Here is a 23462-nt window from a genome sequence, read left to right as displayed (position 1 = left end):
TCGGACACAGGTTCACGATGGCGAAAATTGAACGGCACCAGAAGGACGAGAAGCTCAGCCGGATCGTCGTCCACAAGGGCACGATCTATCTTTCGGGCCTGACGGCAGACGACAGAAAAGCCGACACGGCCGGCCAGACCAGGCAGATATTGCAGAAGGCCGACGCGCTTCTAAAGAGCGTTGGCGCCGATCGGTCGCGGCTGCTGTGCGCGCAAATCTGGCTGAAGGACGTCGCGGATTTCGACGCGATGAACAAGGCTTGGGTCGTCTGGCTCGACGGCGCGGAGCCGCCGGCGCGCGCTACGGTCGGAGCAAGCTTCGCGTTGCCCGATATCCGTGTCGAAATCCAGCTTACCGCCGCAGGCTCCTAATCTCGGGCGTGCGCTGAGCCGTTCCGCAGTTGCGTCAATGTTCTGTTCTCGCTCGCCAGGTTCTAATATCAAGAATCGTCGTCCGACGAACTGCTTGGCGAGCAACGCTGTTTTGTCCGCGTTGTGGTGGTCGACCCGTCATCGCTCGTGGTCGTGGTGGTTTGCGTGTCACAATTCATAGGCTGTTGAGGTTGCGCAGGACCATTCGCATTTTTCGGCAGTTCCCTGCCCGACGTGCTGGCTTGGCGGTTCATGCAATTGTCGAAATCTGACGTTCCGGGACTGAAGCCCGCGCCCGAGCAGGCCCGTTGATAAGAGGCGCGGTTGCCCGCGGCGATCTCGTCAATGGTCTGAGACTGGCAGGCGGAAAGAACAACTGAAGCAAGTACTGCCGCTGAAAAAGCGGTTATGCGACTGTCCATATTTCATCCCTCTCCAATGTTGTCGGGGCTGGCAAGCTATCGCTCTTGAATTACTAAAAAACGTCTTGATCTCGTCGGAATATACCTTCGCGATCCGCAGCGTTCCAGCCATCCGAATCGATCCGTTGCACGCATCCCGTATCTCGATTAGCGGCACCGGGAGTCCTGTTCCCGCGAATTGCCTCGAGGTCGCGGCGACCGAAATGATCGGGAGGGCCCCGCTTCCGCCCGCCTACCGCTCCCTGAACGCCCGCGCGAAAGAATCCACCATCGGACGGACCAGATACTCGAAGAAAGTCCGGTCGCCGGTGCTGATGAAAGCGTCGACCGGGGTGCCGGGGTAGAGCTGCTCGGCCTTCACGCCGGCGGGCAGGGCTTCGGTGATCTTCAGCCTAGCGCGGAAATAGGGTTCGTGCGTGGCCTGGTCGATCAGCCTGTCAGCGGAAATTTCGCTTACCGTGGCCGGAACTTCCGGCGTGAGCCGCGTGTTGAGCGCGGAGAGCCTGAGCTTTGCCGGCTGGCCCACATGCACCTGGTCGATGTCCTTCGGCCGCAGCCTCGCGTCGACCACCAGGCCCGAGGCCGTGGGCAGGATCTCCATGATCTTTTCGCCGGGCGCCACCACGCTGCCTTGCGAATTATAGGTCGAGGACACGACGATGCCTGCCGCCGGCGCGGTGATCGTCGTGCGCTTGAGCACCGCTCGCGCCGCGCGCATCCGCTCCTCGATGTCGGCGAGGTTGGTGCGCACATCGTCGAGCTTGGTCAGTGCTTCCTCGACGCGCTGCGTGGTGGCGCGCTCTGTCTGCGCCTGCGCCTCCACGATCTGCGTGTTGGCAGAGGCAAGATCGGCCTCCAGCGCGCCTGCCTGGCCGACAAGGTCGGCCTCGGAGCGCAAGAGCTGCGAATATTCGGTGCGATTGGTGAGGCCCTTGTCGAGCAGGTCGGTCTTGATGCCGAGCTCCTTCTTCACCACTTCAGCCTGCTGTTCGATGGCCGTTTTCTGCGCGTTCAGCCCTTTGACCGACTCGCGGTGCATGGCGACGCGCTGCGCCAGGATCGATTGCTCCGAGCGGAACCGCGCCAGCCTGGCGTCGAACTCCTTCTGCTGTTCGCGGATCAGATTTTCGAAGTCCTGCTGGAACGGCGCCGGGGCGGGCTCGGCGATCGGCGCCAGCGTGGCGAGCCCGTCGCGCTCGGCCTCCAGCCGCGCCGCACTTGCCTTGAGCGCGATCCATTGTCTTGTCAGCCGGTTGAGATCGGCCTCTGCAGCGGTCCGGTCGAGCAGGATGAGATCCTTGCCTTCGCGCACGCGGTCGCCTTCATGCACCAGCAATTGCTTGATGATGCCGCCCTCGCGATGCTGGATGAGGATGTTGCCGCCGGTCGCCGCGATCGTACCTTGCGTGATCACCGCGCCTGCCAACGGCGCGCTCGCTGCCCAATAGCCGAAGCCGCCGATAAGAAGCGCGATTGCCGCGTAGCCGGCCAAGGCGGTGCGGCGGAAATCCGTGCGCGGGCGGCCATCGAAGGCGAGGCTCTGCGTCATCGTTCAGGACCCGTGGCGGACGGTCGGCGCGGCGCGGATGGTCGGCGTGAACGATCCGGTCACCACCGTGCTCCGCTGCGCGGCTTTAGYCGGCTGGCGCAGCACCTCGGCGCTTGGCCCGAACGCCTCGATGACACCACCGCGCAAGACCATCACGCGATCGCAAGCCGTGGCGATCGARGGGCGATGCGTGATGACGATCGTGGTGACGCCAGCGGCGCGGGCGGCGGCAAGCACCGCTTCCAGCGCGGTCTCTCCGGCGCCGTCGAGATGCGTGCTCGGCTCATCCAGCACCAGGATGCGGGGGTTGCCGTAGAAGGCGCGCGCCAGCCCGATCCGCTGCCGCTCGCCGCCCGACAGCGTCCCGGCCACTCTCGTCTGATAGCCGTCGCGCATGGTCAGGATCAGCTCATGCGCCTCGGCGCGCTTTGCCGCCTCGACGATTGCCGCGTCGTCGGCCTTCGCGTCGAAGCGCGCGATGTTGTCGGCGATCGAGCCGGGGAAAAGCTCCACCTCCTGCGCCAGATAGCCGATGTGCCGGCCGAGTTGGTTTTCGTCCCAGGTCCTGAGCTCGGCGCCGTCGATCCTGACCGAGCCGCCGGTCGGCGGCGCGGCGCCGACGAGCAGTCGCGCCAGCGTCGATTTGCCGGCGCCGCTCGGGCCGACGATCGCCACCGCTTCGCCGGCGGCTATCGCGAAGCTCAACCGCTTCAGGACCGGCTCGGCGCCGAAGGTGGCATTCGGCGCGATGAAGAAAAGATCCTGCGCCAAGATGGCGCCGGTCGGCTCGGGCAGGATGAGCTTGCTCGCCTCTACCGGCTGCGCCGAAAGCGCGCTCTCAAGCCGCGTCCAGGCGCGCCTGGCCTCGCCCAGTTGCCGCCAGGAACCGATCAACTGGTCGAGCGGCTGCAGCGCGCGCGACGACACCAGTGACGAGGCGAAGATCATGCCGGCCGTCATTTCGCTCTTGAGCACCAGCCAGGCGCCGGTGCCGAGGATCGCCAGCTGCAGCATCATGCGCAGCGCCCTGGAAGCGCCGCTGAAGACGGCGTTGGCGCCGGCCGAGCGGTCATGCAGGACAAGCGCCTCGGCAACATGCCGCCCCCATGCGCGCGCGGCGTTTTCCACCATGCCCATGGCGCGCAGCGTGTCGGCGTTGCGGGCAAAGGCCTGCTCGGCCCGGCTGGCCAGAGCCGAACGCTCCGCCGAAAGCGCATCGTTCCTGCCGATGGCAAGCTGGTTGGCGAAGACCAGCACGACCAGCAGCGCCGCGCCGCCGAGCGTGACCCAGAATAGCAGCGGATGGATCAGGTAGAGCAATGCGAGGAAGACCGGCGCGAAGGGCAGGTCGAACAGCACCGAAACACCGCGCGAGCGGATGAAGGCGCAGACCGAGGCAAGGTCGGTGAGYGGCGACGGCGCATTGCCGGAGCCGAGCGAAGCGGCGAATGTTCTGGCGCCCAGACTGTCATTGACCGTTGCGGCGACGCGCTGCGTGTAGACGGCGCGGATGGCGTCGAGGAAGCCGAGGAAACCAAGCGCCGCGACCGCGATGACCGACAGATAGACAAGCGTCTCGACGCTGGAGGAGGGCAGCACCCGGTCATAGACCTGGAGTAGGTAAAGCGGGATCACCAGCAGCAGAAGGTTGATGAGCAGCGAGAACAGGCCGACATCGGTTACGGCGCGCAGGAAGATCGGCCGCAGGCCGGCCTGCCTGATCGCACCCGGAGCGCTCTCCCGTGACATTGGCTTGACCGCCTAGGCTGTGTGCTCGCCTGTGACGTTCAAATGGCTCTGCTGCACTTCGTCCAACGTATAGGCGCGGATATAGTCGATCTTCATCTCGGCCGGCGTGGCCAGATGATCCGGCGGCGCCCCGGCCTGGCCGCCGATCGCAAGGTCCACCAGCATGTACATCGGCTTGTTCATGTCGGATGGCGTCGCCGCTTCGGCGACCTGCACGCCGTCATAGGTCCACACCAGCTTGTCCGGCGTCCACAGCAGGCCATAGGTATGGAAGCCGGCGGTATCCATGACGTTCACCGTCGATCCCACCGTCGTGTGCTGGCCGGTTTCGTTGGTATGGGCGGTCATCAGCAGCGAATTCGGCTTCTGGCCATACATTTCCATCACGTCGAGTTCCGGCGGCCAGGAGCCATCTTCCGGCAGCAGCCAGAAGGCCGGCCAGGCGCCGGCGTTTTCCGGCAGGTCTGCCTTCATTTCGAAATAACCGTAGGTCTGCGAGAAGGTGTCGTGAGTGGTCAGGATGCCGGAGGTGTATTCGTAATTGTTGATCAGCGGCTTGATGTCGGCAGGCGCCTGCGCCGCGGTGATGGTGAGGACCCCATCCTGCACGCTGAACGGATGCACCGAACTGGTCGGGCCGTAATTGGCGTCTATGTACCACTGCAGCTCGCCGTTGCGGGTGAGCGTGCTGCCGTTCGGCGCGCCCCACCAGAAATTGGTGTCCCAGGTGCCGCCCTGGGCGTTGTGAAGATTGAGCGAGTTGAATTCGTCGCTGAAGGACAGCGTCATGCCGGACTTGTCGATCGGCAGCTGAAAATTGTTGGGCTGCAGTTTGTCGATCGTGGTGTTCTTGAATTCGAGGATCTCGCCCGATCCGAGGTTCAGCACCACATTGGGTCCCGCCTGGATCATGCTGTCGTGGATGGCGGCAAACGACGTGAATCCGTAGCCATCGAGCCGCACGGCATCGTTCGAGGCGAAATTGACGATCGAGTCGCTGCCGTTGCCCTTGGCGATGATGAAAATATCGGCGCCGCCGCCGCCGTCGATCAGCACGTCGTTGCCCGCGCCGCCGTCGATCGTCTGGCCGCCCGCGGTGGCGGTGATGATGTTGTCCAGCGCATTGCCGAAGGCGTAGTTGTGGGCATTGGTGACGACGAGGTTTTCGACATTGTCCGGCAGCGTATAGCTCATCCATGTGTTGATGGTGTCGACGCCCTGGCCAGCGTTTTCGACCACCTTGTTGCCCGCCGAATAAAGGTAATAGATATCGTCACCGGCGCCGCCATACATGGTGACGTTGACGCCGCTGGAGGCCCAGATTGAGTCATTGCCGCTGCTGCCGTTGAACGTCGGTCCGGACGTCGCCGAAAACCAATGATTGGAAGCGCCGCTATAGTAAAGAGGAACGCCTACCGCGTTGACGACGAAGCTCATCGGACACTCCTTCCGCGCTGCCCCGCCCGGATGGCTCATTGCAGGTTCGAGCGCCTGCATCGAACCAATTTGCAACACGGATTATCGTTCCCGAAAATAAGCAAATAGTACAGAGAAAATCGGCAGTATTTTTATCGATATTTTTGCAAAGATAGAATAAGTGATACCTAATACAATTATGGCGAGAGTTGTTCTCAATTTTACTTAATTTTGCAAGGTTTTCTGCCAAAAGATCGTGCAGATAGCCGCGAATGGATGCATTCGTCGCAGCGGGCGGTCGATTGAGTTTTGACCTTCTGGATTGGATCCTCGGCTCATGCCTCGCCCATCGCGATCGACTTCTCGAACGCCGCCGTCAGTCCCTCGGCGACAGCCTCATCGAACCCGGTTTTGCGCATCGTCTCAATCGCCGCGGCGGTGGTGCCGCGATAGCCCAGGAAGGCTTTTACCGTGTCGGCCGGGGAAGCGTCCTTCAAGTCGAGCATGCGGCCACTGCCGATGAGCACCGTGTTGACGGCGCGCTGAGCCACGGCGGGCTCGAGGCCGAAGGCAATGGCGTGGCGCATCATGGCGTCTGCCAGCAGGGCGGGGAAGGCAGGGCCGGAGCCGGTCAGGCCGGTGAGATAATCGATGTCGCGCTCGCTGCCGACCTCGTCTTGGCAGCCGCAGGCGGAAAAGATCGCGCGCACGATGGCGCGGTCTTCTCCGGTCGCGTCGCTGCTCGCGATCCATGGCGTGTAGGATTTGGCGACCTCGGCGGCGGCGTTGGGCAGCGTGCGCACCACGCGGCGCGTGCCGTGCTTCTCGCCGATTTCGGCAAGGCGGATGCCGGCCATCACCGAGATCACCAGCTTGCCCTTCGCGTCGATGGCGAGCGCGGACCAGTCCTGCGGCCGCACCGAAAGCACGACCACGTCCGAGCGGTCGGCGAGCGCCTGGTTGTCGTCGGTCCAGAATGCACCGGCGAAACGATCCGGCCTCGCGCTCCGGTAGGAGAGGGCGAGGTCCTGCGCGCTGACGACGCTGGCCTGGAGCGCGGCGCTCGCGATGGCGCCGCCCAGCCAGCCCGCGCCGCCGACGATGCCCAGCCTGATTGCGGTGCCCATGTCCATTGCCTCCGTTGCAGGCCGATACGGTAGCCGCGGGTCAAAAAATTTGACAGCCTCTGTCGGATCGGCTGGGGCGCGCCCGTCCTTGGGGCATCGATCAACAAAGGAAGGATATCGAGATATGCCGAGCACCATCCAACTGCACCGCGTTCTGGCGACCAAGCCGGAGAAGGTCTACCGCGCATTCATCGAGGCGGATGCGTTGGCGAAGTGGCTGCCCCCGAACGGCTTCACCTGCACGGTGCACGAGTTCGAGGGCAAGGTCGGCGGAACCTACAAGATGTCTTTCCGCAACTTCACCACCGGCGACAGCCATTCCTTCGGCGGCGAATTTGTCGAGCTCGTCCCGGGCGAGCGCCTGCGCTACACCGACCGCTTCGACGATCCCAATTTGCCAGGCCAGATCGAGGTGACCGTGATCCTGAAGAAAGTGTCGGTCGGCACCGAGATCAACATCACCCAGGCCGGCATCCCGGACGCCATCCCCGCCGAGGCCTGCTATCTCGGCTGGCAGGAATCGTTGCGCAACCTGGCCAAGCTCGTCGAGCCGGAGATCAACCAGTAGGTCCGCGAAGCGCACGGCGGCCGTTGCAACGGCCGCCGCCTCACCCAAGGTAAGCAATATTTCACCAAGCGCTGATAAAAGCCGCTGCCATGGATCGCAACAAGAACAACGACCTTTTTGTCCTGATGGCGGCGCTCGCCGCCATCGCGATCTACAACATTGCCTGCGGCATCAGGACAGGCGAGGTCCGGGGCAAGTTGCATTGGGTCGCCCTGGCGGACGATCCGACACGGTTCTGGAACATCGTGATCGGCAATTCGATTGTCCTGGTGGCTTCGATAGCCTTTCTGTGGGTCCTCAATTCACGCAGGCCCGGATGATCCGAAGCGACGCCTCTTTGTCTCGCGCCGCCCCTGATCTCACAGAGCTCTTGTGATGCCGCCGTCGACCCGGATGTTCTGTCCGGTGATGTAGGCAGCCCCGTCCGAAGCCAGGAACGAGATCGTCGCGGCGATCTCTTCCGACGTGCCGTAGCGCTTCAGCGGCACGCTGTCGCGACGCTCGTTCGTGGCCGGCAGGCTGTCGATCCAGCCGGGCAGCACATTGTTCATGCGGATGTTGTCGGCCGCGTAGGTGTCGGCGAAGATCTTGGTGAAGGCGGCAAGTCCGGCGCGCGCCACGGCCGAGGTCGGGAACATCGCGCTTGGCTCGAACGCCCAGGCGGTCGAGATGTTGATGATGACGCCGCCCTTCTGTTTCTGCATCACCGGCGTCACCAGCCTGGTCGGGCGCACGGCATTGAGGAAATAGGTGTCGATGCCCTTGTGCCAGTCCTCGTCGCTGATCTCGACGATCTGCGCGCGCGGTCCGTGGCCGGCGCTGTTGACAAGCACGTCGATGCGCCCCCAACGCTCCAGCGCGCCATCGGTGAGGCGCTTCAGGTCCTCGTTCGACTGGTTGGAGCCGGTGACGCCGAAGCCGCCAAGTTCCTTGCCCAGAGCCTCGCCCTTGCCGGAGGAGGAGAGCACGCCGACCTTGAAGCCATCCGCCGCCAGGCGCTTGGCCGCCGCGGCCCCCATGCCGCTGCCGCCCGCCGTCACCAGAGCTACTTTTTCGCCTGCCATGTCGCTGTCCATTCGTTGGAATTGTTGAAAGCGCTTTTGTTAGCATGGACCGGGCGGGGCACGAACCGGAATGGATTGCACCAAGGCGATTGGCGAAGCCGCGGAGCGCCTAATTTCCCACACAAGGGGGCGGCGGCTTCGGCGCCGGCATCAAGCTATTTCGCGCCCGGATTGCCTACCCACGCATGCCTTCTCTCCTCCCATGCAATGCGCGTCGGCGAGGGAAAGTCCGGATCGGCAAAGCATCCGACCGCCACCGCGATCGCGTCCGGCTTGCGCTCCGGCTCCCAGAAGACACTGGAGCCGCAATGCGGGCAGAAATGGAAGGTGACCGCATGGCCGCCGTCGGACAACCGCCTGTAGGTGCTGGCAGTCCCTTCGGCCCTGACCGCGGTGCGCGCAAAGAAAGCGGCAATGCCGTAAGTGCTGCCGGTCCGCCTCTGGCAGTCGAGGCAGTGGCACAGCGCCACCAGTCTCGGCTCGCCGTCACAAGAGATCTTCAGTTGCCCGCAGGCACAGGATGCGGCTCGCATGGGTTGCCTCATGTTGATATGAATGCTTCGCGCGCCTCGCCGCGCCCGGCAATCAATATTTCGAGGCGCCTTGGCGCGGCGGCTATTTCGCATTGCCTGGAGATTGGCGGTTCGCGCGCCTCGCTCAGACCTTGAATGCACTCATCGGCGCCCTTCGGTGGGGGATCATCCGAAGCGGTTGGCGGGCGTGCCGCGCACCCCGGGCTTGAGCGCGAACAGGCCGCCCTCGAAGGGGTTGGCGGCAAGATGCTCCGCGCTCATCGTGAAGCGCGCGGAGGTCACGAACAGCATGTCGAGGTCCGCGCCGCCGAAAGCGCAGCTCGTCGGCCAACTGCAAGGCAGCTCGACGATCCGGTCGAGCCTGCCGTCGGGCGCGATACGGGCGAGGCAGCTTCCGCCAACCACCCTGCAGTTCCAGACATAGCCCTCGGCGTCGAGGCATGAGCCGTCCGGCAGGCCGCGCTCGAAGCCGGTGAAGAAGGGGAGCGCTTCGCCGAGCCGTCCAGCCTTCCGGTCCCAATCATAGCTGTAAAGCGCGTTCTTCATCGTGTCCGCGGTGATGAAGCGTCCGTCGGGCAGCCATACCATCGTGTTGGTGATGCCGAACCGGTCTTCGCTGAGGCGCCTCACGTCGCCGCTTGAGCCGACCCGGTAGAGCCGGCCCTCATCGCTTGTGATCGCCATCGGCGCGTCGTCCGGCCCGATATTGTTGGCCATGGTGCCGACCCAGAAAGAGCCGTCCGGCGCGACCACGCCTTCATTGAGCCGCGAGTCCGGCAGGCTGGCCTCGATCGCCGCGAATGCCCGGAACGGTCCGCCGAAATCCCAGAGCGCGATGTTCTTGCGCAACCCGACTATGGCGCCGCCATCGGCGCGCAGGCCGACCGAGGTAACGAGGTCGGCTGTCGGCCAGCTTTCATGCGCTCCTGTCGAAGGGTCCAGCCGATGGATCCGGCGGCCGATGATGTCGACCCAGACCAGCCTGYCGCGGCGGTCGTCCCACACCAGGCTCTCGCCGACCACGTCGCGCGCGTCGAAGATCAGGGTGGCATCGGTTTCGGGCATGTGGCTCCTCCGTCTCTCGGAAATGCACTTGACATATATCTTTCGTTTGAATTATGAGCAATTTAATAACAACCTGTCATACAGGTTTTTGAGGGAACGGAATGCAGGAGCAGACAGATCCACCGGGCGAACCGAATCCCGGACTGGTCAGCACGGCGATCCAGGCCATCACCCAGCACATCCGCTCGGAAGGCCTTGCGCCGGGCGATCCGCTGCCTAGCGAAGCTGCCATGACGCGCCAGCTCAACGTCTCGCGTACCGTCGTGCGCGAGGCCTTCCGCTCACTGTCGGCGATGCGCCTCATCGACATGAGCGCGGGGCGCCGCGCCACTGTCGCCAAGCTCGATACCGGCGCCATGTCGATGGTGATCGAGCACGGCATCACCACCCAGCAGATCAGCGTGCAGCAGGTCTATGACGTCAGGCGCACCATCGAGATGCGCACGGTTGCGCTTGCCGCATTGCGCCGCACCGACCAGGAGGCCGCGGCGATTGCCCAGTCGGCCCGGCAGATGCGCGAGAATTTCAGGAACCCCGAGGCGGTCATGGAGCACGACATCGCCTTCCACGAGGCGATCGCGGCGGCTTCGCACAATCCTGTTTTTTCGCTGATCGTCACCGCCTTCAGCGGGGTCACGCGGCGCACCTGGGTGATTGGCTGGCGGACCCGCTCGTCCGACGAGGCCCAACTCAAGATGATCAAGGGCCACGAGGACATCGCCGACGCCATCCTGAAGGGCGATCCACGGCTGGCGGCCGAGCACATGGCCGAGCATTTCGACAAGAGCGTCAAGGCGCTCATCGACGCGGGGATCGCCTAGCATGGGGGCAGCCCGATGAAGATCACCGCCATCGAAACCATCCGCATCGAGGAGCGGCCGAACCTGCTCTGGGTCGAAGTCCATACCGACGAGGGCATCACCGGGCTCGGCGAGACCTTCTTCCTGTCGCGCACTGTCGAGGAGTATCTGCACGAATATGTCGCGCCCAGGGTGATTGGCCGCGATCCGCTGCAGATCGACCTGCTCGCCGCCGATCTCGTCGGTTATCTCGGCTTCCGCTCCAGCGGCGCCGAAGTGCGCGGCAACTCGGCCTTCGACATCGCGCTGTGGGACATCTTCGGCAAGGCTACCGGCCAGCCGGTCGCGCAATTGCTCGGCGGCTTCAGTCGCCGTTCCATCCGCACCTACAACACCTGCGCCGGCACCGAATACATCAAGGACGACAAGGGCCAGACGACGGCCAATTACGGCATCGGCGCCGGCCGCGACTATGACGACCTCAACAGCTTCCTCACCCGCGCCGGCGAGCTGGCCGAGGAATTGCTGGACGACGGCATCACGGCCATGAAGATCTGGCCGTTCGACCACGCGGCGGAAAAGACGCGCGGCAACGACATTTCAGCCGCCGACCTGAAGGCGGCGCTCGAACCGTTTGAAAAGATTCGCAAAGCCGTCGGCGACAAGATGGACGTCATGGTCGAGTTCCACTCCATGTGGCAGCTCTTGCCGGCCATGAAGATCGCGCGCGCTCTGCAACCTTACGCCACCTACTGGCACGAGGACCCGATCCGCATGGACAGCCTCGGCGACCTGAAGCGCTACGCAGCGGCCAGCCCGGCGCCGATCTCAGCCTCGGAGACGCTGGGCAGCCGCTGGGCTTTCCGCGACCTCTTGGAGACGGGAGCGGCCGGCATCGTCATGCTCGACATCTCCTGGTGCGGCGGCCTGTCGGAAGCGCGCAAGATCGCCTCGATGGCCGAGGCGTGGCGGCTGCCGGTGGCGCCGCATGACTGCACCGGTCCGGTCGTGCTCGCCGCCTCGACGCATCTTTCGCTCAATGCGCCCAACGCGTTGGTCCAGGAAAGCGTGCGCGCCTTCTACCGCACCTGGTACCGCGATCTGGTCACCGCGCTGCCGGAAGTGAAGGACGGCATGATCACCGTGCCGCCCGGGCCGGGGTTAGGCTTGGCGCTCAACCCGGAACTCGGCCGCGCCTACACCGTCCGCCGTCGCGTCAGCGACGGGACAGGCATCTGAAAAATCCAAAGGGAGGAACAGACATGAAGAAACTCACCGCAATGTTATTGCTCGGCGTCGCCCTGATCGGCGGCCAGTCCGTTGCCCGCGCCGACGGGCTCAACATCGTCTTCACCCATCACTCGTCGGCCTCGAACACCTTCTGGCAGGCGGTGAAGAAGGGGTTCGACGACGCGTGCGCCAAGGTCGAGGCGAACTGCAACATGGTCTTCACCCAGACCGAGGGCTCGGTCGAGCAGCAGGTCGCGAACATGCGCGCAGCCCTTGCCGCCAAGCCCGACGCGCTGTTGACCTCCATCGTCGACGATCACGCCTTGGACGACGTCATCAAGGAGGCGCGCGACGCCGGCGTGCTGGTGATCGCCGTCAATGTCGACGACACCGAGGGCGCCAAGGGCAATGCGCGGCAGGCTTTCGTCGGCCAGGGCTTCAAGCCGGCCGGCTATTCGCTCGCCAAGGCGATTTCCGAGAGCTTCCCGAAGGACGGCCCGATCAAGGTGCTGGTCGGCATTTCGGCTCCCGGCCAGAACTGGTCGGAAAGCCGCGGCGCCGGCATCATGCAGTTCCTCGAAGAGTACAAGGCCGCGCATAAGGACCGCGACGTGTCGTGGGAGCGCATCGACAGCGGCACCGATCTCGCCATCACCTCCGACCGCGTCGGCGCCTATCTGAACGCCCATCCCGAGACCACGGCCTATTTCGACACCGGCTTCTGGTGCGCCGGCGTGGCGCGCGTGCTGGCCGATCGCGGCGTGGCGCCGGGCAAGGTGCTGCTGGGTGGCTTCGACCTCGTTCCCGAGGTGCTGCAGCAGATGCAAAAGGGCTACGTCCAGGCCCTGGTCGACCAGCAGCCCTACATGCAGGGCTTCATGCCGGTGATGGAGGCCTATCTCAACAAGAAGATCGGCCTTGCCCCGTCCGACATCGACACCGGCCAGGGCATCGTGAGGCCGAAGGAAGCCGACAGTATCATGGCGCTGTCCGCGCAGGGACTGAGGTAAGCTCCTCAAATAGCGAGACCCGCATCGGCGACGCCTACCGTCGCCGATGCGCCTGAATCCCGAACCTCCGGAGCCTTGCGTTGAAGCGCCTGTTCAAGACCTATCTCGAAAAACCGGAGCTGGCCGGGTTGATCCTTCTGGTGCTGCTCATCGTCCTGTTCCAGGTGCGCTCGCATGGCGTGTTCCTGAACGCCGACAACCTGCGCGGCATTCTCGGCATCCTGCCCGAGGCTGGCCTCGTCGCCATCGGTGTCACCATCCTGATGATCAGCGGCGAGTTCGACCTCTCGGTCGGCTCGGTCTTCGCGCTGATGCCGATGTCGATGGCGGTGCTGATGGTGCATGGCTGGCCGTTCCCCCTGGCGCTGCTCGCCGGACTGCTGGTCGCGGCGGCGATCGGCTTCATCAACGGCTACGTCACCATCCGCTTCGCGATTCCGAGCTTCATCACCACGCTCGGCATGCTGTTCATGGCGCGCTCGCTCACGGTCGTGGTCTCGGGCGGCTTCCCGCCGCTGTTGCCCGCCGACCTGCCCAACTGGCTGTTCACCTCCTTCGTCGGCCCCGGCAACATGTTCCGCATGTCTTTCCTGTGGTTCGTGGCGGTCGCGGTGCTGACCTCACTGATGCTGTCGCGCACCAATTTCGGCAATTGGATCAAGGCCACCGGCGGCTTCCTGCCGGCCGCCGCCTCGATGGGCATCCCGACCGCCAGGGTCAAGATCGTCTGCTTCATGCTGTGCTCGGTCCTGTCCGGCTTTGCCGGCATGCTGCAAGTGCTGCGGCTGGGCTCGCCCCTGCCTTCGATCGGCGAAGGGCTGGAACTGCAGGCGGTTGCCGCCGCGGTCATCGGCGGCGCCTCGCTCACCGGCGGCATCGGCACGGTGATGGGCGGCATCATCGGCACGACGCTGATCCGCGTCATCGACAACGGGCTTGTGCTCAGCCATGTCGACGCCAACTGGTTCAAGTTCGCCATCGGCTTCCTCACCATCTTCGCCGTCGTCGCCAATGCCTGGATGCGCAAGCGCGCCAAGGCCATCAAGATGGAGGGCTGAAGCGGTGAGCGACGCGATCATCTCGGTGCGTGACCTGCACAAATGGTATTCCGGCGTGCATGCGCTGAAAGGCGTCTCGCTCGACTTCCGGCGCGGCGAGGCGCTCGGCCTGGTCGGCGACAACGGCGCCGGCAAGTCCACGCTGATCAACATCCTGTCGGGCGTCCACCGCGCCGACCAGGGCGAGATCCAGGTCGAGGGCAGGGCGGTCAGCATCGCCACGCCGCGCGACGCCATGGATCTCGGCATCGAGACCATCTACCAGTACAACTCCATGGTCCCCACCATGTCGATCGCCCGAAACCTGTTCATCGGCCGCGAGCCGACCCGGTTCTCGATCCTCGGCGTCGGCATCCTCGACCAGAAGAAGATGGCCGAGGAGAGCATCCGCGCCATCGCCAATGTCGACCTGCATCTGCGCTCGCCCGACGCGCTCGTCGGCGAGCTGTCCGGCGGCCAGCGCCAGGGCGTCGCCATCGCGCGCGCCATGCATTTCAAGTCCAAGGTGATGATCCTCGACGAGCCGACCAATCATCTGTCGGTCAAGGAGACCAACAAGGTGATCGGCTTCGTGCGCGGGCTCAAGGAGCAGGGGGTGACCGGCGTCTTCATCAGCCACAACATGCACCACGTCTTCGACTGCTGCGACCGCATCGTGGCGATGGCGCGCGGCGAGGTGGTGCTGGACAAGCGTGTCGCGGACACCTCGATCGACGAAGTCCATTCTGTGCTGTGAGGAATAGGCAATGAAGGTGCTCGCTKGTCGTAACGTGCTGCTGACAGGCGGCCTCGGCTCGCTCGGCCGCGCCCAGGCGGTGACGCTGGCGCGGGCCGGCGCGCGCGTAATGGTGCTCGACCGTCCTGATGCCGCGAACGCGGTGGAGATCGTCGCCGGGTTGGCCGGCCAGGCTTCGGGCGATATCGCCTTCGTCGGCTGCGATCTCAACCGGCTGGCCGAGGCCGAAGCGGCGGTTGCGGCGCTGGCGGCGAGGGAAGGCGGCATCGACATATTGATCAACAACGCGGCGCTGATCATCAATCGGCCGTTCGAGGAATTCTCGCTCGCCGAGTATGAGGACCAGATCCGCGTCAATTCCTCGGCCGCCTTCGCGCTCGCGCGGGCCTGCGCTCCAGGCATGAAGGCCAAGGGCTATGGCAAGATCGTCAACTTCTGCTCGATCACCCTGAACGGCCGCTGGGACGGCTATGTGCCCTATGTCGCGTCGAAAGGCGCCATGCTTGGCCTCACCAAGTCGCTGGCGCGCGAGCTCGGGCCGCATGGCATCAGGGTGAATGCCGTGTCGCCGGGCGCGGTGGTCTCGGAGGCGGAAGAGCGCGTCTTCGGCGATCGGTTGAAGGAGTACAATGACTGGATCCTCGCGAACCAGAGCCTGAAGAAGCGCATCGAGCCGGACAACGTCGCCGATCTCGTGYTGTTCCTGGTCTCGCCCGCCTCCGACATGATCAGCGGCCAGAACATCGCCGTCGACGGCGGCTGGTGAGGGCATGGCCGGCGCGATCGAGCTGAACGACGGGCAGTCGAGATTGGTCTTGGCGCCTGAGAAGGGCGCTGCGATCGCCCGCTATGACGCTCTGGTCGTCGGCACCGCGCCAGTTCCCGTGCTGAAGCCTGGCGATGGCACCGGCGCGTCTGGTTGCCAGCTCCTCGTGCCGTGGTCGAACCGCATCTCCGGCGGGGGCTTCACCTTCGACGGCCGCTTTCATGCCGTCGAGCCGAATGTGCCTGGCGAAGCTTTCCCGATCCATGGCGACGGTTTCCAGAAGCCGTGGCGGCTTGTCCGCCATACCGACAGGGAAGCCGAACTCGCCCTCGATGACGGCGCGATCGGCCCTTATCGCTACAGGGCCTCGGTGGCCTACGCGCTGCGGAACGGAGCGCTGGAGGCGCGCCTCACGGTGGAGAACCGCGCCGGTATGCGCCTGCCTTACGGCCTCGGTTTCCATCCCTGGTTCCCGCGCGGCGACACAACCCTGCTGAAGGCGAAGGCGAAACGAGTCTGGCTTGAGGACGAGCGCCATTTGCCTGCCGGCGTCGTGCCGGTGAGCCAGCATCCGGGCTGGGATTTCGCGCAGGCCACGCCGCTGCCGCCGGAGTGGGTGAACAACGCCTTCGACGGATGGGACCGTCGCGCCTCGATCTCGCAGATCGAGGACGGGATCAAGGTCACGCTCATCGCTTCGCCGGAACTCGACGTCTACATCCTCTATTCGCCGTCGCGCGATGCCGACTTCTTCTGCTTCGAGCCGGTCTCGCACCCGGTCGACGCGCATCATGGCGAGGGGCTGACTGTGCTCGAAGATGGGGAGGCGATGAGCGCGACCATGCGGCTGGATTGGGCGGTCGTGGAGACGGATTGAGCACCCGCCCTCTACAACTCCTTCTCCGCCAGCTCCCTGAACCCGTCCGGCACCGAGCGCGTGCCTTCCAGCGCCACCGTGCCATAGCCCACTGCCTCCTTGCCGAAGCGCTGGCGAATCTTGTCGACGGCGCGGTCGGCGCCGAAGCGGGCAAGGCCCTTGCGGCTGCCGGGCCTGAGCTTCTCGTCGGCGAGGCCGAGCGGCAGTTCGAGCTGCAGCTCGGCATGCTCCTCCAGATGCGAGACGGAGATAGCGAGCAGCGAGATATCCCGCTCGCCCGGATGGGCGGCGAGCACGCCGCGAACCAGCTCCTCGGCGATCTCGGCGAGCATGGTGGTGGCCTGGATCGGCTGCTCCAGCGTGACGGAGCGGGTGACGGCGCGCATATCGGCGAAGCGTACACGCACGGTGACCGTGCGCCCGGGCCGGTCCTTGGTGCGCAACCGGCTCGCGACGCGGTCGGCCAGATGCAGCAGCGTCGGCACGAAGACGCGCGGCAGCGCGGGCTTGCGGCCCAGCGCCGACTGCGCACCGGCGGAATGTGCGCGCCGATGCGTCTCGAGCTTGCGCGGGTCGCGGTTCCAGGCGAGCGCGGCGAGCTTCTGGCCGGCGGCGTGGCCGATCAGCCGCTCCAGCGCGCCGCTATGCGTGCGCGCCAGCTGCCCGATCGTCTCGACGCCGATCTCGGCGAGTCTCGCCTTGGTCGCCGGGCCGACACCCCACATCAGCGTTACGGGCAGGTCGTGCAGGAAAGCGAGCTCGCTACCGGGCTCGACCACCACCAGCCCGTCGGGCTTGGCCACCTGCGAGGCGATCTTGGCGAGATGCTTCGTCCGCGCCACGCCGATCGAAATCGGCAGGCCGAGCTCGGCCTTCACCCGCTCGCGGATCTTTCGCGCGATCTCCTGCGGCGACCCGAACAGATGCGTGCAGCCGGCGACGTCGGCAAAGGCCTCGTCGATCGAGATGCGTTCGACCAGAGGCGTGAAATCGTCGAGTACCTTGATCGCCGCGTCGCCGAGGCGCTGATACTCGCTGAAGCGCCCGCCCACGAAGATGAGCTGCGGGCACAGCTCGCGCGCCTTGCGGCCGGGCATGCCGCCGCGGACGCCAAACACCTTGGCCTCGTAGGAGGCGGCCAGCACAACGCCGCCGCCGACGGCGATCGGCTTGCCGCGCAATGATGGATCGAGCAGCTGTTCGACGGAAGCGTAGAAGGCGTCGAGATCGGCATGCAGGATGGTGGCGGCCGCAGCGGTGGTCGTGGTGGCGGCCATCAAACGCTCCCATGGCCATTTGTGTGGCATTGCAGCATTAGCTGCATCTTTTGTAAGGGGAATTAGCGGAACATAAAGAGAACAAAAGAAGTTCTCTGTCAAGCCGCCACGTTTGAACGTGCAAGGTTCCACAACCTGTGGCTACAGCCGCAGATAGAGCGCAGGTTGCGTCCTGAGGAAATGTTGCCGCAAGCGAAAGAGGGGCGCCTCAGGGCCACCCGCTCTTCGCTTCTGTGCCGAGGTCTGGGACGACCCCAGCTTCTGCCGTCTCACCTTCGAAGGCGATCGACTGCGCTATGCCGGCTTGGCGTATTGCTCGGCACTCAGGACCTCAATGCATTGGAACGGCTGATTGCCTTCCACCCAGGCGTCGTGGCCGGGCGGGATGGTATAGGAAGAGCCGGCCTCGAAGGTCTTTTGCGTGCCGTCGGTCAGCCGCACCGTGATCGAGCCGGACACGACATAGCCGACATGCGAGACTTGGCAACTGTCGGTCTTGACCACCGGTTTCACGCATTCCGACCACTTCCAGCCCGGCTGCATGTTCATCCGCCCGAGCGTATAGCCCGGCAGCCGGACGATCTCGACACGCGTCTTGGCCGGCGCGCGGACCTCGTCGGGATTGTTGTGTGATTTGGATTCGAGCTTCGTCACATTCACAGCAGTTTCAGCCACGGCATCCTCCCATATGTGAAGCGGCGCCTGACATTGCGATCGTCGGCGACCGCTGTCTCATACATACGCCTTATTATGAGAGTTCGCTAATGTAATTGGAGGCATTCCTCGACCGGGAGATTTTGGCGCTTCTCGTCGAAAGTTATTGCGGACCTGATCGCCGGGTGCTTTCCTGTTTTCGCACTGGCACGGCGGTGGTTGAGGGACCCATCCGTTCTCGCTCGACAGGAGAATTCGATGCGACCCTCGGCAAAGATCAAAGCGATACCGTCGCGCCTTTTCGCAATCCCTATAAGCATGACGCCCACCTGCTTCAGCGCTGGCCGAACGCCGCGCCGGCGCAACATGTCCGGGCGAGGGGACAAACTTTTGGGCGGGATAATCAACAACCACCAGGAGGAAACCGATGCTTGATCCAGCCGTGAAAGGCTATTCGCGCCCGCCGGTCATTGCCGCCCGTCGCGGCCCGCCGGCGCTTCGCCAGTGCTGCGACAGCTATGTCTGTCCGGTCTGCGCCCAGGTCGTCGAACTGACGGATTATCGCCAGGTGCTGTGGCACCAGCAGCCCGGCCATCAGCCGATGGACGTCGAGGACTGAGTATCGCGAGCTCAATCGCTCGGACATATGGAGCGGACTCGATGCTCGATGTGGGGTCCACCGCGTCAAGGAATGGCCCGCGGTTTCCAAGAACACGCGGGCCGAGAGTGGATTGGCAAAAAACAACGTTCCGCCAGGCATCCGGCTAGATGCGTATCAACTGTCTGGACCATCTTCAGACTGAAGTCTCACCCATGGAACGCAGAGGCCCGAGACATCGATTTGTAAGAAACAAGAGGACATCAATTTCATTTGGTAGCAAGCCGCCGGACAAAGTCCCTTCATCGGCGGTTGATCACGGAGTGCCTGCCATTCCTGCGATATGGCAGGCACTCCTTCCCTGTTGAAGCCCCTTGGAGTTGCTGACCATGCAACTCGGCAACATGATCGCGAACCTGTTTGCAGCGCTGTTTCTGGCGGTGTTGATTGGCGGCGTCTTCCTCCTCTTCGGCAGGCCGCTCTTGCCGCAACGCCAGGCCCAGATGGTGATCCTTCTTCCGATCGACACGATCGCGACAGGATCGGTGCGCAAGGCCTGTGTCGAGCCGTGCCTGCCGGTCCGCTTCGATCTCAAGCTCGCGCCCGTTAGGCCGCCCGATGAAGGCAGGCGGGGGAACCAGCCCGTGGCTCATGCCGTTGAATGAGCGAAGGGATGGCGCTGGCGGAGGCCGCCATGGATAATTTCGAACTCATCGATCTTCTGTGCGTCATCGACGCATGCGCGAGCGACCGTTTGGCCGGGCGTGTCGTGGCGATGTCGAAGGCGGTCGAGGAATTGCGCGTGTTGACTGGCGATTTCGTCTCGTCGGACGAGGACGCGACCAACGCCTTGACGCAGGTCGCGCTCGAGCGCGGCTGCGCGGTGCTCTTCGACGAGCAGCCGGGCGCGGATATCATGGGCTAGCGCAATCTCTTCCAGACCGGAAGATTGGTGCTCATTTCGCCAGGGTGATCATCCGGCCCGCATATGCCGCCCGGCCCCCGAGTTCGGCCGTGCATTCCGACTTTACGGCTGAGTTTCCTATCATCGCGATAGTGTCGCCGACCAGCCGCAGGCAACTGCCCTGTGCGTTCATGTCCGAGTTTCCGGTGTAGGTGATGGCGGCATCCGGAGCGTAGATGAAGCCACTCACCACCGAGCCGGATCCGCCGTTGAGCAACAGCGGCTGAGTGTTGTCATGAGCCTGGAAGATGGTGATGCCGGCGTAAGGACCGCTCGTCGGCGGCGAGAGGTTCACCTGCTCGTTGGCGTTGATGGTGAGCTGCGAGTTTTCCATCAGGAAGATCGTCACGCCCTGGCCRCTCAGGCTGCCGTTGCCTCCCGGCTTTATGGTGACGTTGCGCATGATGTAGGTGCCCGGTTTGAGGGCGATCTTTCCAGACAAGGTCTTGTCGCAATAGGTGCCCGGCGAGAGCGTCACTGTCTTGCCATTGGGCACCGGCAGGCAGAGCGTGTAGGCAGGCGGAACGACGTCGGCCAGCGGATCGAACGAAGCATACTGGTTCTCGTGCGGCGCGCCGCAGGAAAGCGTGGCATTGGGCGGCGTCAGCCCTTGCGTGCCGCCCACCGTCGAGACGCAGCCGGCGCTGACGATCGCCGAGCCTCCGCGGCTGATGGCGTCGGGCGCGTCCGAATTGGCTGCGATCACGCAGCCGTTCATCGCCACATCGGTCGAGCCTTGCAGGCTGACCGCGCTGTCGGCGTGCTGATCGAGCGCGAGCACGCAGGCTTGCGCGCCGGGTTTGAGCTTGACCGAGGCGTTGCGCGTCGCCTGCCAGGCCGGCATGCCGCTGATGAAGGCCGGCCGGCTGACGCTCGACGACAGCGAAATGAAGTAGGCGCCCGGACCGCCGCTTGCGCTGGCCTGGAAGGCGGCGAGGCTGCCGCCCGATAGCTCCTGCGCGTCGGCTGCGCTCATATTGGCTGCGAAGAAGGTCTGGCCGAGTTGCTGCACCTCGCTCGCCGACATGCTCGCCTGGTATTTCGTGCCGATCGCCAGACCGGCCGCGTCCAGTGAGTTCTGCAACTGCGCGGCGTCGTCGCTCGTGCCTATCAGATCGACGGATGCCGCCACGCCAAGCATGAGCGGCACCATGACGACCGCGGCCGCGATCGCGAAGTTGCCGCGCCTCGATGCCAAAAACCGTCCCAACATGGAGCCCAATCCTCGCCGATATGCGGTATGTGATATGCGCGCCGTCTCAACGAGCGATTTGCAAAAAAGTTAAAATGCAGAAAGCGCTAAAACATTAGCTTTTACAGACGCTTATGTCTTAAGTCCGATATATTGTGGGCCTTAGGTCTTAGTCCGCGCGGCGCAAGGTCGGGACAGTGGAGCGCTGGGGTCCCACCGGCGCAAATCGAGCGAAATAATTAGGCATTCGTTCACATCGCAATGATGTCGTGACGGCTGGGATAGCTTGGGCGCGCTCGACCATGGCCTTTTTGGGTGGTTCTTTCAGACATCTTTTTTCTCAAATTTTTTTTCGACGCCTTTGCGAGAGCAGGGGCGGCAATGTCGCCACCATTTTCGCGCTCACCCTGCCGGTCGTCGTCGGCGGCGCGGGGCTCGGCGTCGAGACCTCCTACTGGTACTATTCGAGCCTGAAGCTTCAGGCGATCGCCGACGCGGCCGCCTATGCTGGGGCGTTGGAAAAGATCCAGGGATCCAACACCGCGGCTATTACGGTGGCCGCCACGTCATCGGCCACCTCGAATGGCCTGGGTTCGGGTACGATCGTCGTCAACACCCCGCCGACGTCGGGACCGAATACGGCCAAGAAGGCGGTGGAGGTCATCCTCAACCAGAATCTCGACCGGATGTTCACCTCCATTTTCACGCAGACGAAGGTGCCGGAACGGGCGAGGGCGGTGGCGTTGGTCACCAATGCTTCGAAGGCCTGCGTGCTGGCGCTCAATCCTTCGGCCTCGCAGGCGGCGCTTTTCTCCGGCAGCACCAATGTCAAGCTCAAAGGCTGCTCGGTCATGTCGGATTCGACTGCCAGCGACGCCATCAAGGTGCAGGGATCGGCCAGCCTCACCACCGACTGCCTGATTACGGTCGGCGGCGTTTCACTAAACAATCCGGTGACTACGACCTGCAATGCTCCGATCACCCAAGCCTTGCCCGTATCCGACCCCTTTGCCAGCCTGCCGGTGCCTGCGGCCACCAACCCCTGCAGGAATGTCAACGGCAACAAGACGGCCCAAACGATCCAGCCCGGGACCTACTGCAGCGGCATGAACCTCAACGGYAACGTCACACTTGATCCTGGCGTTTACGTCCTGCAGGGCAATCTGAAGATCAACGCGGGAGCGATCATTACGTGCACCGCACCTTGCACCGACGGCGTAACCATCTACATGGCCGGCAGCTCGACGGTGAGCATGAACGGCAACGCCACTGTGACGCTGAGCGCGCCGACCTCCGGCACGTATTCCGGCGTGTTGTTTTATGGCGACAGGACCGGGGCCGCGGCGCAGAGCACCTTCAACGGCACTGCGACCTCCTTGCTTACCGGCGCGATCTATTTCCCCAGGCAGCAGGTCAATTACCTCGGCAATTTCTCGGGCCTTGACGGCTGCACGCAGGTCGTTGCCGACACCATCCAGTGGTCGGGCAATGCGACCATCAATCAGGACTGCTCGAAACACGGGGGCGCGGATATCCCGGCCGCGCCGTCGGTTGCGATCGTCGAGTGAAACCTGTGGCCAGGCAATTTCTTACGGCCGTTCGCGACAAGACGGGCATAGCCGCGGTGGAGTTGGCGCTGGTCCTGCCGGTTCTATGCGCAGCGTTGCTCGGCATCATGGACGGCTGGTCCTACGTCTCCAACTCGCTGGCGATGCGCTCCGGCGTGAAGACAGCGGCAAACTTGCTGTTGGCCGGTGGGGCTAACGACAGCGCCACCCAGGCCGCCGCGCTCGCAAGCTGGCAAAACAAGCCAGCCGATGCGGCGGTCACGGTGAGCCGCACATACAAATGCGGAACGACTGTGGTCGCATCGTCGTCGACCATGTGTGCGGGATCCAAGTGGCCCTCGATCTACGTTCAGATCCAGGCGTCGGGCACCTGGATCCCGCCCTTTACCTTCGGCCCCTTCCCGGACAACACCGCGATGAGACATCAGCAGGTGGTCCGTGTGCGCTGAACGAAGACTCCGGCTTTCGGCATTTGCGGCCAATGAAGCGGGCGGCGCCGGTCTCGAATTCGCGCTRGTCGCGCCTTTTCTCATCATGCTCCTGTTCGGCATCTTCGCCTTCGGCTGGTCGATGAACAGCATATCCAGCGTGCGCTACGCGCTCGAAGCTTCCGCGCGCTCCCTGCAGCTCAACAACACGCTGACCCAGACCGATATCCAGGCGATCGCGACGCAGAAGCTGCAAGCGCTCGGGCTGCGGAATGTGAGTGTCACCATCACCACCGACCCCGCGAGCGGCGGCTTCCGCATGGCGCATGTCAACGCCAGCTACGCCTTCGTCATCAGCTTCCCCTATTTCAGCGATTTTCCGATCCGCTACACGACCTCGGTGACCGTGCCGTTGGTCGGCGGTTAGGGCGACCCCAGTA

General features: G+C 64.1%; 26 protein-coding genes. 16 read left to right on the top strand and 10 right to left on the bottom strand.

Translation table 11 applies throughout. The annotated features are described in order from the left end of the window. Positions 1 to 17 precede the first annotated feature (17 nt). Complete coding sequence (locus LCM4577_RS09460; RefSeq protein WP_040980468.1) at positions 18 to 371, top strand: RidA family protein; 354 nt, start codon at positions 18 to 20, stop codon at positions 369 to 371. Between the two features lie 654 nt (positions 372 to 1025). Here the strand turns inward: LCM4577_RS09460 and LCM4577_RS09455 are convergent. The 4 genes from LCM4577_RS09455 to LCM4577_RS09440 all read right to left on the bottom strand — a co-directional run bounded on the left by LCM4577_RS09455 (position 1026) and on the right by LCM4577_RS09440 (position 6634). Next, the gene (locus tag LCM4577_RS09455; RefSeq protein WP_071070887.1) at positions 1026 to 2342 is read right to left on the bottom strand and encodes an HlyD family type I secretion periplasmic adaptor subunit; all 1317 of its coding nucleotides are present in this window, start codon (positions 2340 to 2342) and stop codon (positions 1026 to 1028) included. Positions 2343 to 2345: 3 nt separating this feature from the next. Then, positions 2346 to 4091: a type I secretion system permease/ATPase gene (locus tag LCM4577_RS09450; RefSeq protein ID WP_071070885.1), complete on the bottom strand. Its 1746-nt coding sequence runs from the start codon at positions 4089 to 4091 to the stop codon at positions 2346 to 2348. A gap of 12 nt (positions 4092 to 4103) precedes the next feature. Beyond that, complete coding sequence (locus LCM4577_RS09445) at positions 4104 to 5528, bottom strand: family 16 glycosylhydrolase (protein ID WP_071030836.1); 1425 nt, start codon at positions 5526 to 5528, stop codon at positions 4104 to 4106. 314 nt (positions 5529 to 5842) lie between these two features. After that, positions 5843 to 6634, bottom strand: a complete 792-nt coding sequence (locus LCM4577_RS09440; RefSeq protein ID WP_071030983.1) for a pyrroline-5-carboxylate reductase — start codon at positions 6632 to 6634, stop codon at positions 5843 to 5845. 124 nt (positions 6635 to 6758) lie between these two features. Between LCM4577_RS09440 and LCM4577_RS09435 the strand changes: the two genes are divergently transcribed. Beyond that, positions 6759 to 7202 (top strand): SRPBCC family protein, encoded by a 444-nt coding sequence (locus LCM4577_RS09435; RefSeq protein WP_041010693.1) that lies wholly within the window; start codon positions 6759 to 6761, stop codon positions 7200 to 7202. Positions 7203 to 7291: 89 nt separating this feature from the next. Continuing rightward, positions 7292 to 7522 carry a hypothetical protein gene (locus LCM4577_RS09430; protein WP_040980475.1) on the top strand — a complete coding sequence of 77 codons (231 nt, stop codon included), beginning with the start codon at positions 7292 to 7294 and terminating at the stop codon, positions 7520 to 7522. 39 nt (positions 7523 to 7561) lie between these two features. Here LCM4577_RS09430 and LCM4577_RS09425 read toward each other — a convergent pair whose 3' ends face one another. The 3 genes from LCM4577_RS09425 to LCM4577_RS09415 all read right to left on the bottom strand — a co-directional run bounded on the left by LCM4577_RS09425 (position 7562) and on the right by LCM4577_RS09415 (position 9864). After that, the gene (locus tag LCM4577_RS09425; protein ID WP_040980977.1) at positions 7562 to 8266 is read right to left on the bottom strand and encodes an SDR family oxidoreductase; all 705 of its coding nucleotides are present in this window, start codon (positions 8264 to 8266) and stop codon (positions 7562 to 7564) included. 155 nt (positions 8267 to 8421) lie between these two features. Beyond that, positions 8422 to 8799, bottom strand: a complete 378-nt coding sequence (locus tag LCM4577_RS09420; protein WP_071070883.1) for a GFA family protein — start codon at positions 8797 to 8799, stop codon at positions 8422 to 8424. Positions 8800 to 8964: 165 nt separating this feature from the next. Then, complete coding sequence (locus tag LCM4577_RS09415) at positions 8965 to 9864, bottom strand: SMP-30/gluconolactonase/LRE family protein (RefSeq protein WP_071070881.1); 900 nt, start codon at positions 9862 to 9864, stop codon at positions 8965 to 8967. 101 nt (positions 9865 to 9965) lie between these two features. Between LCM4577_RS09415 and LCM4577_RS09410 the strand changes: the two genes are divergently transcribed. The 7 genes from LCM4577_RS09410 to LCM4577_RS09380 all read left to right on the top strand — a co-directional run bounded on the left by LCM4577_RS09410 (position 9966) and on the right by LCM4577_RS09380 (position 16341). Next, positions 9966 to 10685: a FadR/GntR family transcriptional regulator gene (locus LCM4577_RS09410; protein WP_052457644.1), complete on the top strand. Its 720-nt coding sequence runs from the start codon at positions 9966 to 9968 to the stop codon at positions 10683 to 10685. Between the two features lie 15 nt (positions 10686 to 10700). Then, on the top strand, positions 10701 to 11903 hold the full coding sequence (locus tag LCM4577_RS09405) for a mandelate racemase/muconate lactonizing enzyme family protein (RefSeq protein WP_071070879.1): 1203 nt from the start codon (positions 10701 to 10703) through the stop codon (positions 11901 to 11903). Between the two features lie 23 nt (positions 11904 to 11926). Then, positions 11927 to 12904 carry a sugar ABC transporter substrate-binding protein gene (locus tag LCM4577_RS09400; RefSeq protein WP_041010696.1) on the top strand — a complete coding sequence of 326 codons (978 nt, stop codon included), beginning with the start codon at positions 11927 to 11929 and terminating at the stop codon, positions 12902 to 12904. Between the two features lie 80 nt (positions 12905 to 12984). Further along, complete coding sequence (locus tag LCM4577_RS09395) at positions 12985 to 13962, top strand: ABC transporter permease (protein WP_040980483.1); 978 nt, start codon at positions 12985 to 12987, stop codon at positions 13960 to 13962. Between the two features lie 4 nt (positions 13963 to 13966). Then, complete coding sequence (locus tag LCM4577_RS09390) at positions 13967 to 14698, top strand: ATP-binding cassette domain-containing protein (protein WP_071030840.1); 732 nt, start codon at positions 13967 to 13969, stop codon at positions 14696 to 14698. A gap of 10 nt (positions 14699 to 14708) precedes the next feature. Further along, positions 14709 to 15464 carry an SDR family oxidoreductase gene (locus tag LCM4577_RS09385; RefSeq protein WP_071070877.1) on the top strand — a complete coding sequence of 252 codons (756 nt, stop codon included), beginning with the start codon at positions 14709 to 14711 and terminating at the stop codon, positions 15462 to 15464. A 4-nt stretch (positions 15465 to 15468) separates the two neighbouring features. Next, positions 15469 to 16341 carry an aldose 1-epimerase gene (locus tag LCM4577_RS09380; protein ID WP_071030842.1) on the top strand — a complete coding sequence of 291 codons (873 nt, stop codon included), beginning with the start codon at positions 15469 to 15471 and terminating at the stop codon, positions 16339 to 16341. 11 nt (positions 16342 to 16352) lie between these two features. Here LCM4577_RS09380 and dinB read toward each other — a convergent pair whose 3' ends face one another. Together dinB and LCM4577_RS09370 are read right to left on the bottom strand one after the other, a co-directional pair. Beyond that, positions 16353 to 17618 (bottom strand): DNA polymerase IV, encoded by a 1266-nt coding sequence (dinB, locus tag LCM4577_RS09375; protein ID WP_071030843.1) that lies wholly within the window; start codon positions 17616 to 17618, stop codon positions 16353 to 16355. Between the two features lie 294 nt (positions 17619 to 17912). After that, the gene (locus tag LCM4577_RS09370) at positions 17913 to 18293 is read right to left on the bottom strand and encodes a cupin domain-containing protein (protein ID WP_040980493.1); all 381 of its coding nucleotides are present in this window, start codon (positions 18291 to 18293) and stop codon (positions 17913 to 17915) included. Between the two features lie 406 nt (positions 18294 to 18699). On the opposite strand from LCM4577_RS09370, the gene LCM4577_RS09365 reads away from it, so the two are divergent. The 3 genes from LCM4577_RS09365 (at position 18700) to LCM4577_RS09355 (ending at position 19795) form a co-directional block, all read left to right on the top strand. Continuing rightward, entirely contained in the window at positions 18700 to 18891 is a 192-nt protein-coding gene (locus LCM4577_RS09365) for a hypothetical protein (protein WP_041010701.1), read from the top strand. Positions 18892 to 19259: 368 nt separating this feature from the next. Continuing rightward, positions 19260 to 19535 (top strand): hypothetical protein, encoded by a 276-nt coding sequence (locus LCM4577_RS09360; protein ID WP_064745069.1) that lies wholly within the window; start codon positions 19260 to 19262, stop codon positions 19533 to 19535. 29 nt (positions 19536 to 19564) lie between these two features. After that, positions 19565 to 19795, top strand: coding sequence for a hypothetical protein (locus LCM4577_RS09355; RefSeq protein WP_040980982.1), 231 nt, complete (start codon positions 19565 to 19567; stop codon positions 19793 to 19795). 31 nt (positions 19796 to 19826) lie between these two features. Here the strand turns inward: LCM4577_RS09355 and LCM4577_RS09350 are convergent, their stop codons facing one another. After that, the gene (locus LCM4577_RS09350) at positions 19827 to 21047 is read right to left on the bottom strand and encodes a TadE/TadG family type IV pilus assembly protein (protein ID WP_071070875.1); all 1221 of its coding nucleotides are present in this window, start codon (positions 21045 to 21047) and stop codon (positions 19827 to 19829) included. Positions 21048 to 21328: 281 nt separating this feature from the next. On the opposite strand from LCM4577_RS09350, the gene LCM4577_RS09345 reads away from it, so the two are divergent. The 3 genes from LCM4577_RS09345 to LCM4577_RS09335 are packed head-to-tail and all read left to right on the top strand — an operon-like array spanning position 21329 to position 23449. Further along, complete coding sequence (locus LCM4577_RS09345; RefSeq protein WP_071070873.1) at positions 21329 to 22594, top strand: pilus assembly protein TadG-related protein; 1266 nt, start codon at positions 21329 to 21331, stop codon at positions 22592 to 22594. Then, positions 22591 to 23043 carry a TadE/TadG family type IV pilus assembly protein gene (locus tag LCM4577_RS09340; protein ID WP_040980501.1) on the top strand — a complete coding sequence of 151 codons (453 nt, stop codon included), beginning with the start codon at positions 22591 to 22593 and terminating at the stop codon, positions 23041 to 23043. The genes LCM4577_RS09345 and LCM4577_RS09340 overlap by 4 nt, the downstream gene beginning before the upstream one ends. Beyond that, the gene (locus LCM4577_RS09335; protein ID WP_071070871.1) at positions 23033 to 23449 is read left to right on the top strand and encodes a TadE/TadG family type IV pilus assembly protein; all 417 of its coding nucleotides are present in this window, start codon (positions 23033 to 23035) and stop codon (positions 23447 to 23449) included. The genes LCM4577_RS09340 and LCM4577_RS09335 overlap by 11 nt, the downstream gene beginning before the upstream one ends. Positions 23450 to 23462: the final 13 nt, after the last annotated feature.

The organism is Mesorhizobium sp. LCM 4577, assembly GCF_001854795.2.
Taxonomy (GTDB): domain Bacteria; phylum Pseudomonadota; class Alphaproteobacteria; order Rhizobiales; family Rhizobiaceae; genus Mesorhizobium; species Mesorhizobium plurifarium.
The sequence above is the reverse complement of the archived record's forward strand: the minus strand, read 5'-3'. Positions and strand labels throughout refer to the sequence as shown.

What these genes read in the sequence shown, in the direction of transcription:
- LCM4577_RS09410 (WP_052457644.1), top strand. Translation starts at nt 9,966, where the DNA reads ATGCAGGAGCAGACAGATCCACCGGGCGAACCGAATCCCGGACTGGTC.
- LCM4577_RS09425 (WP_040980977.1), bottom strand. Translation starts at nt 8,266, where the DNA reads ATGGCAGGCGAAAAAGTAGCTCTGGTGACGGCGGGCGGCAGCGGCATG.
- LCM4577_RS09420 (WP_071070883.1), bottom strand. Translation starts at nt 8,799, where the DNA reads ATGCGAGCCGCATCCTGTGCCTGCGGGCAACTGAAGATCTCTTGTGAC.
- LCM4577_RS09355 (WP_040980982.1), top strand. Translation starts at nt 19,565, where the DNA reads ATGGATAATTTCGAACTCATCGATCTTCTGTGCGTCATCGACGCATGC.
- LCM4577_RS09380 (WP_071030842.1), top strand. Translation starts at nt 15,469, where the DNA reads ATGGCCGGCGCGATCGAGCTGAACGACGGGCAGTCGAGATTGGTCTTG.
- dinB (WP_071030843.1), bottom strand. Translation starts at nt 17,618, where the DNA reads ATGGCCGCCACCACGACCACCGCTGCGGCCGCCACCATCCTGCATGCC.
- LCM4577_RS09440 (WP_071030983.1), bottom strand. Translation starts at nt 6,634, where the DNA reads ATGGGCACCGCAATCAGGCTGGGCATCGTCGGCGGCGCGGGCTGGCTG.
- LCM4577_RS09430 (WP_040980475.1), top strand. Translation starts at nt 7,292, where the DNA reads ATGGATCGCAACAAGAACAACGACCTTTTTGTCCTGATGGCGGCGCTC.
- LCM4577_RS09405 (WP_071070879.1), top strand. Translation starts at nt 10,701, where the DNA reads ATGAAGATCACCGCCATCGAAACCATCCGCATCGAGGAGCGGCCGAAC.
- LCM4577_RS09400 (WP_041010696.1), top strand. Translation starts at nt 11,927, where the DNA reads ATGAAGAAACTCACCGCAATGTTATTGCTCGGCGTCGCCCTGATCGGC.
- LCM4577_RS09360 (WP_064745069.1), top strand. Translation starts at nt 19,260, where the DNA reads ATGCAACTCGGCAACATGATCGCGAACCTGTTTGCAGCGCTGTTTCTG.
- LCM4577_RS09445 (WP_071030836.1), bottom strand. Translation starts at nt 5,528, where the DNA reads ATGAGCTTCGTCGTCAACGCGGTAGGCGTTCCTCTTTACTATAGCGGC.
- LCM4577_RS09365 (WP_041010701.1), top strand. Translation starts at nt 18,700, where the DNA reads ATGCTTGATCCAGCCGTGAAAGGCTATTCGCGCCCGCCGGTCATTGCC.
- LCM4577_RS09460 (WP_040980468.1), top strand. Translation starts at nt 18, where the DNA reads ATGGCGAAAATTGAACGGCACCAGAAGGACGAGAAGCTCAGCCGGATC.
- LCM4577_RS09435 (WP_041010693.1), top strand. Translation starts at nt 6,759, where the DNA reads ATGCCGAGCACCATCCAACTGCACCGCGTTCTGGCGACCAAGCCGGAG.
- LCM4577_RS09455 (WP_071070887.1), bottom strand. Translation starts at nt 2,342, where the DNA reads ATGACGCAGAGCCTCGCCTTCGATGGCCGCCCGCGCACGGATTTCCGC.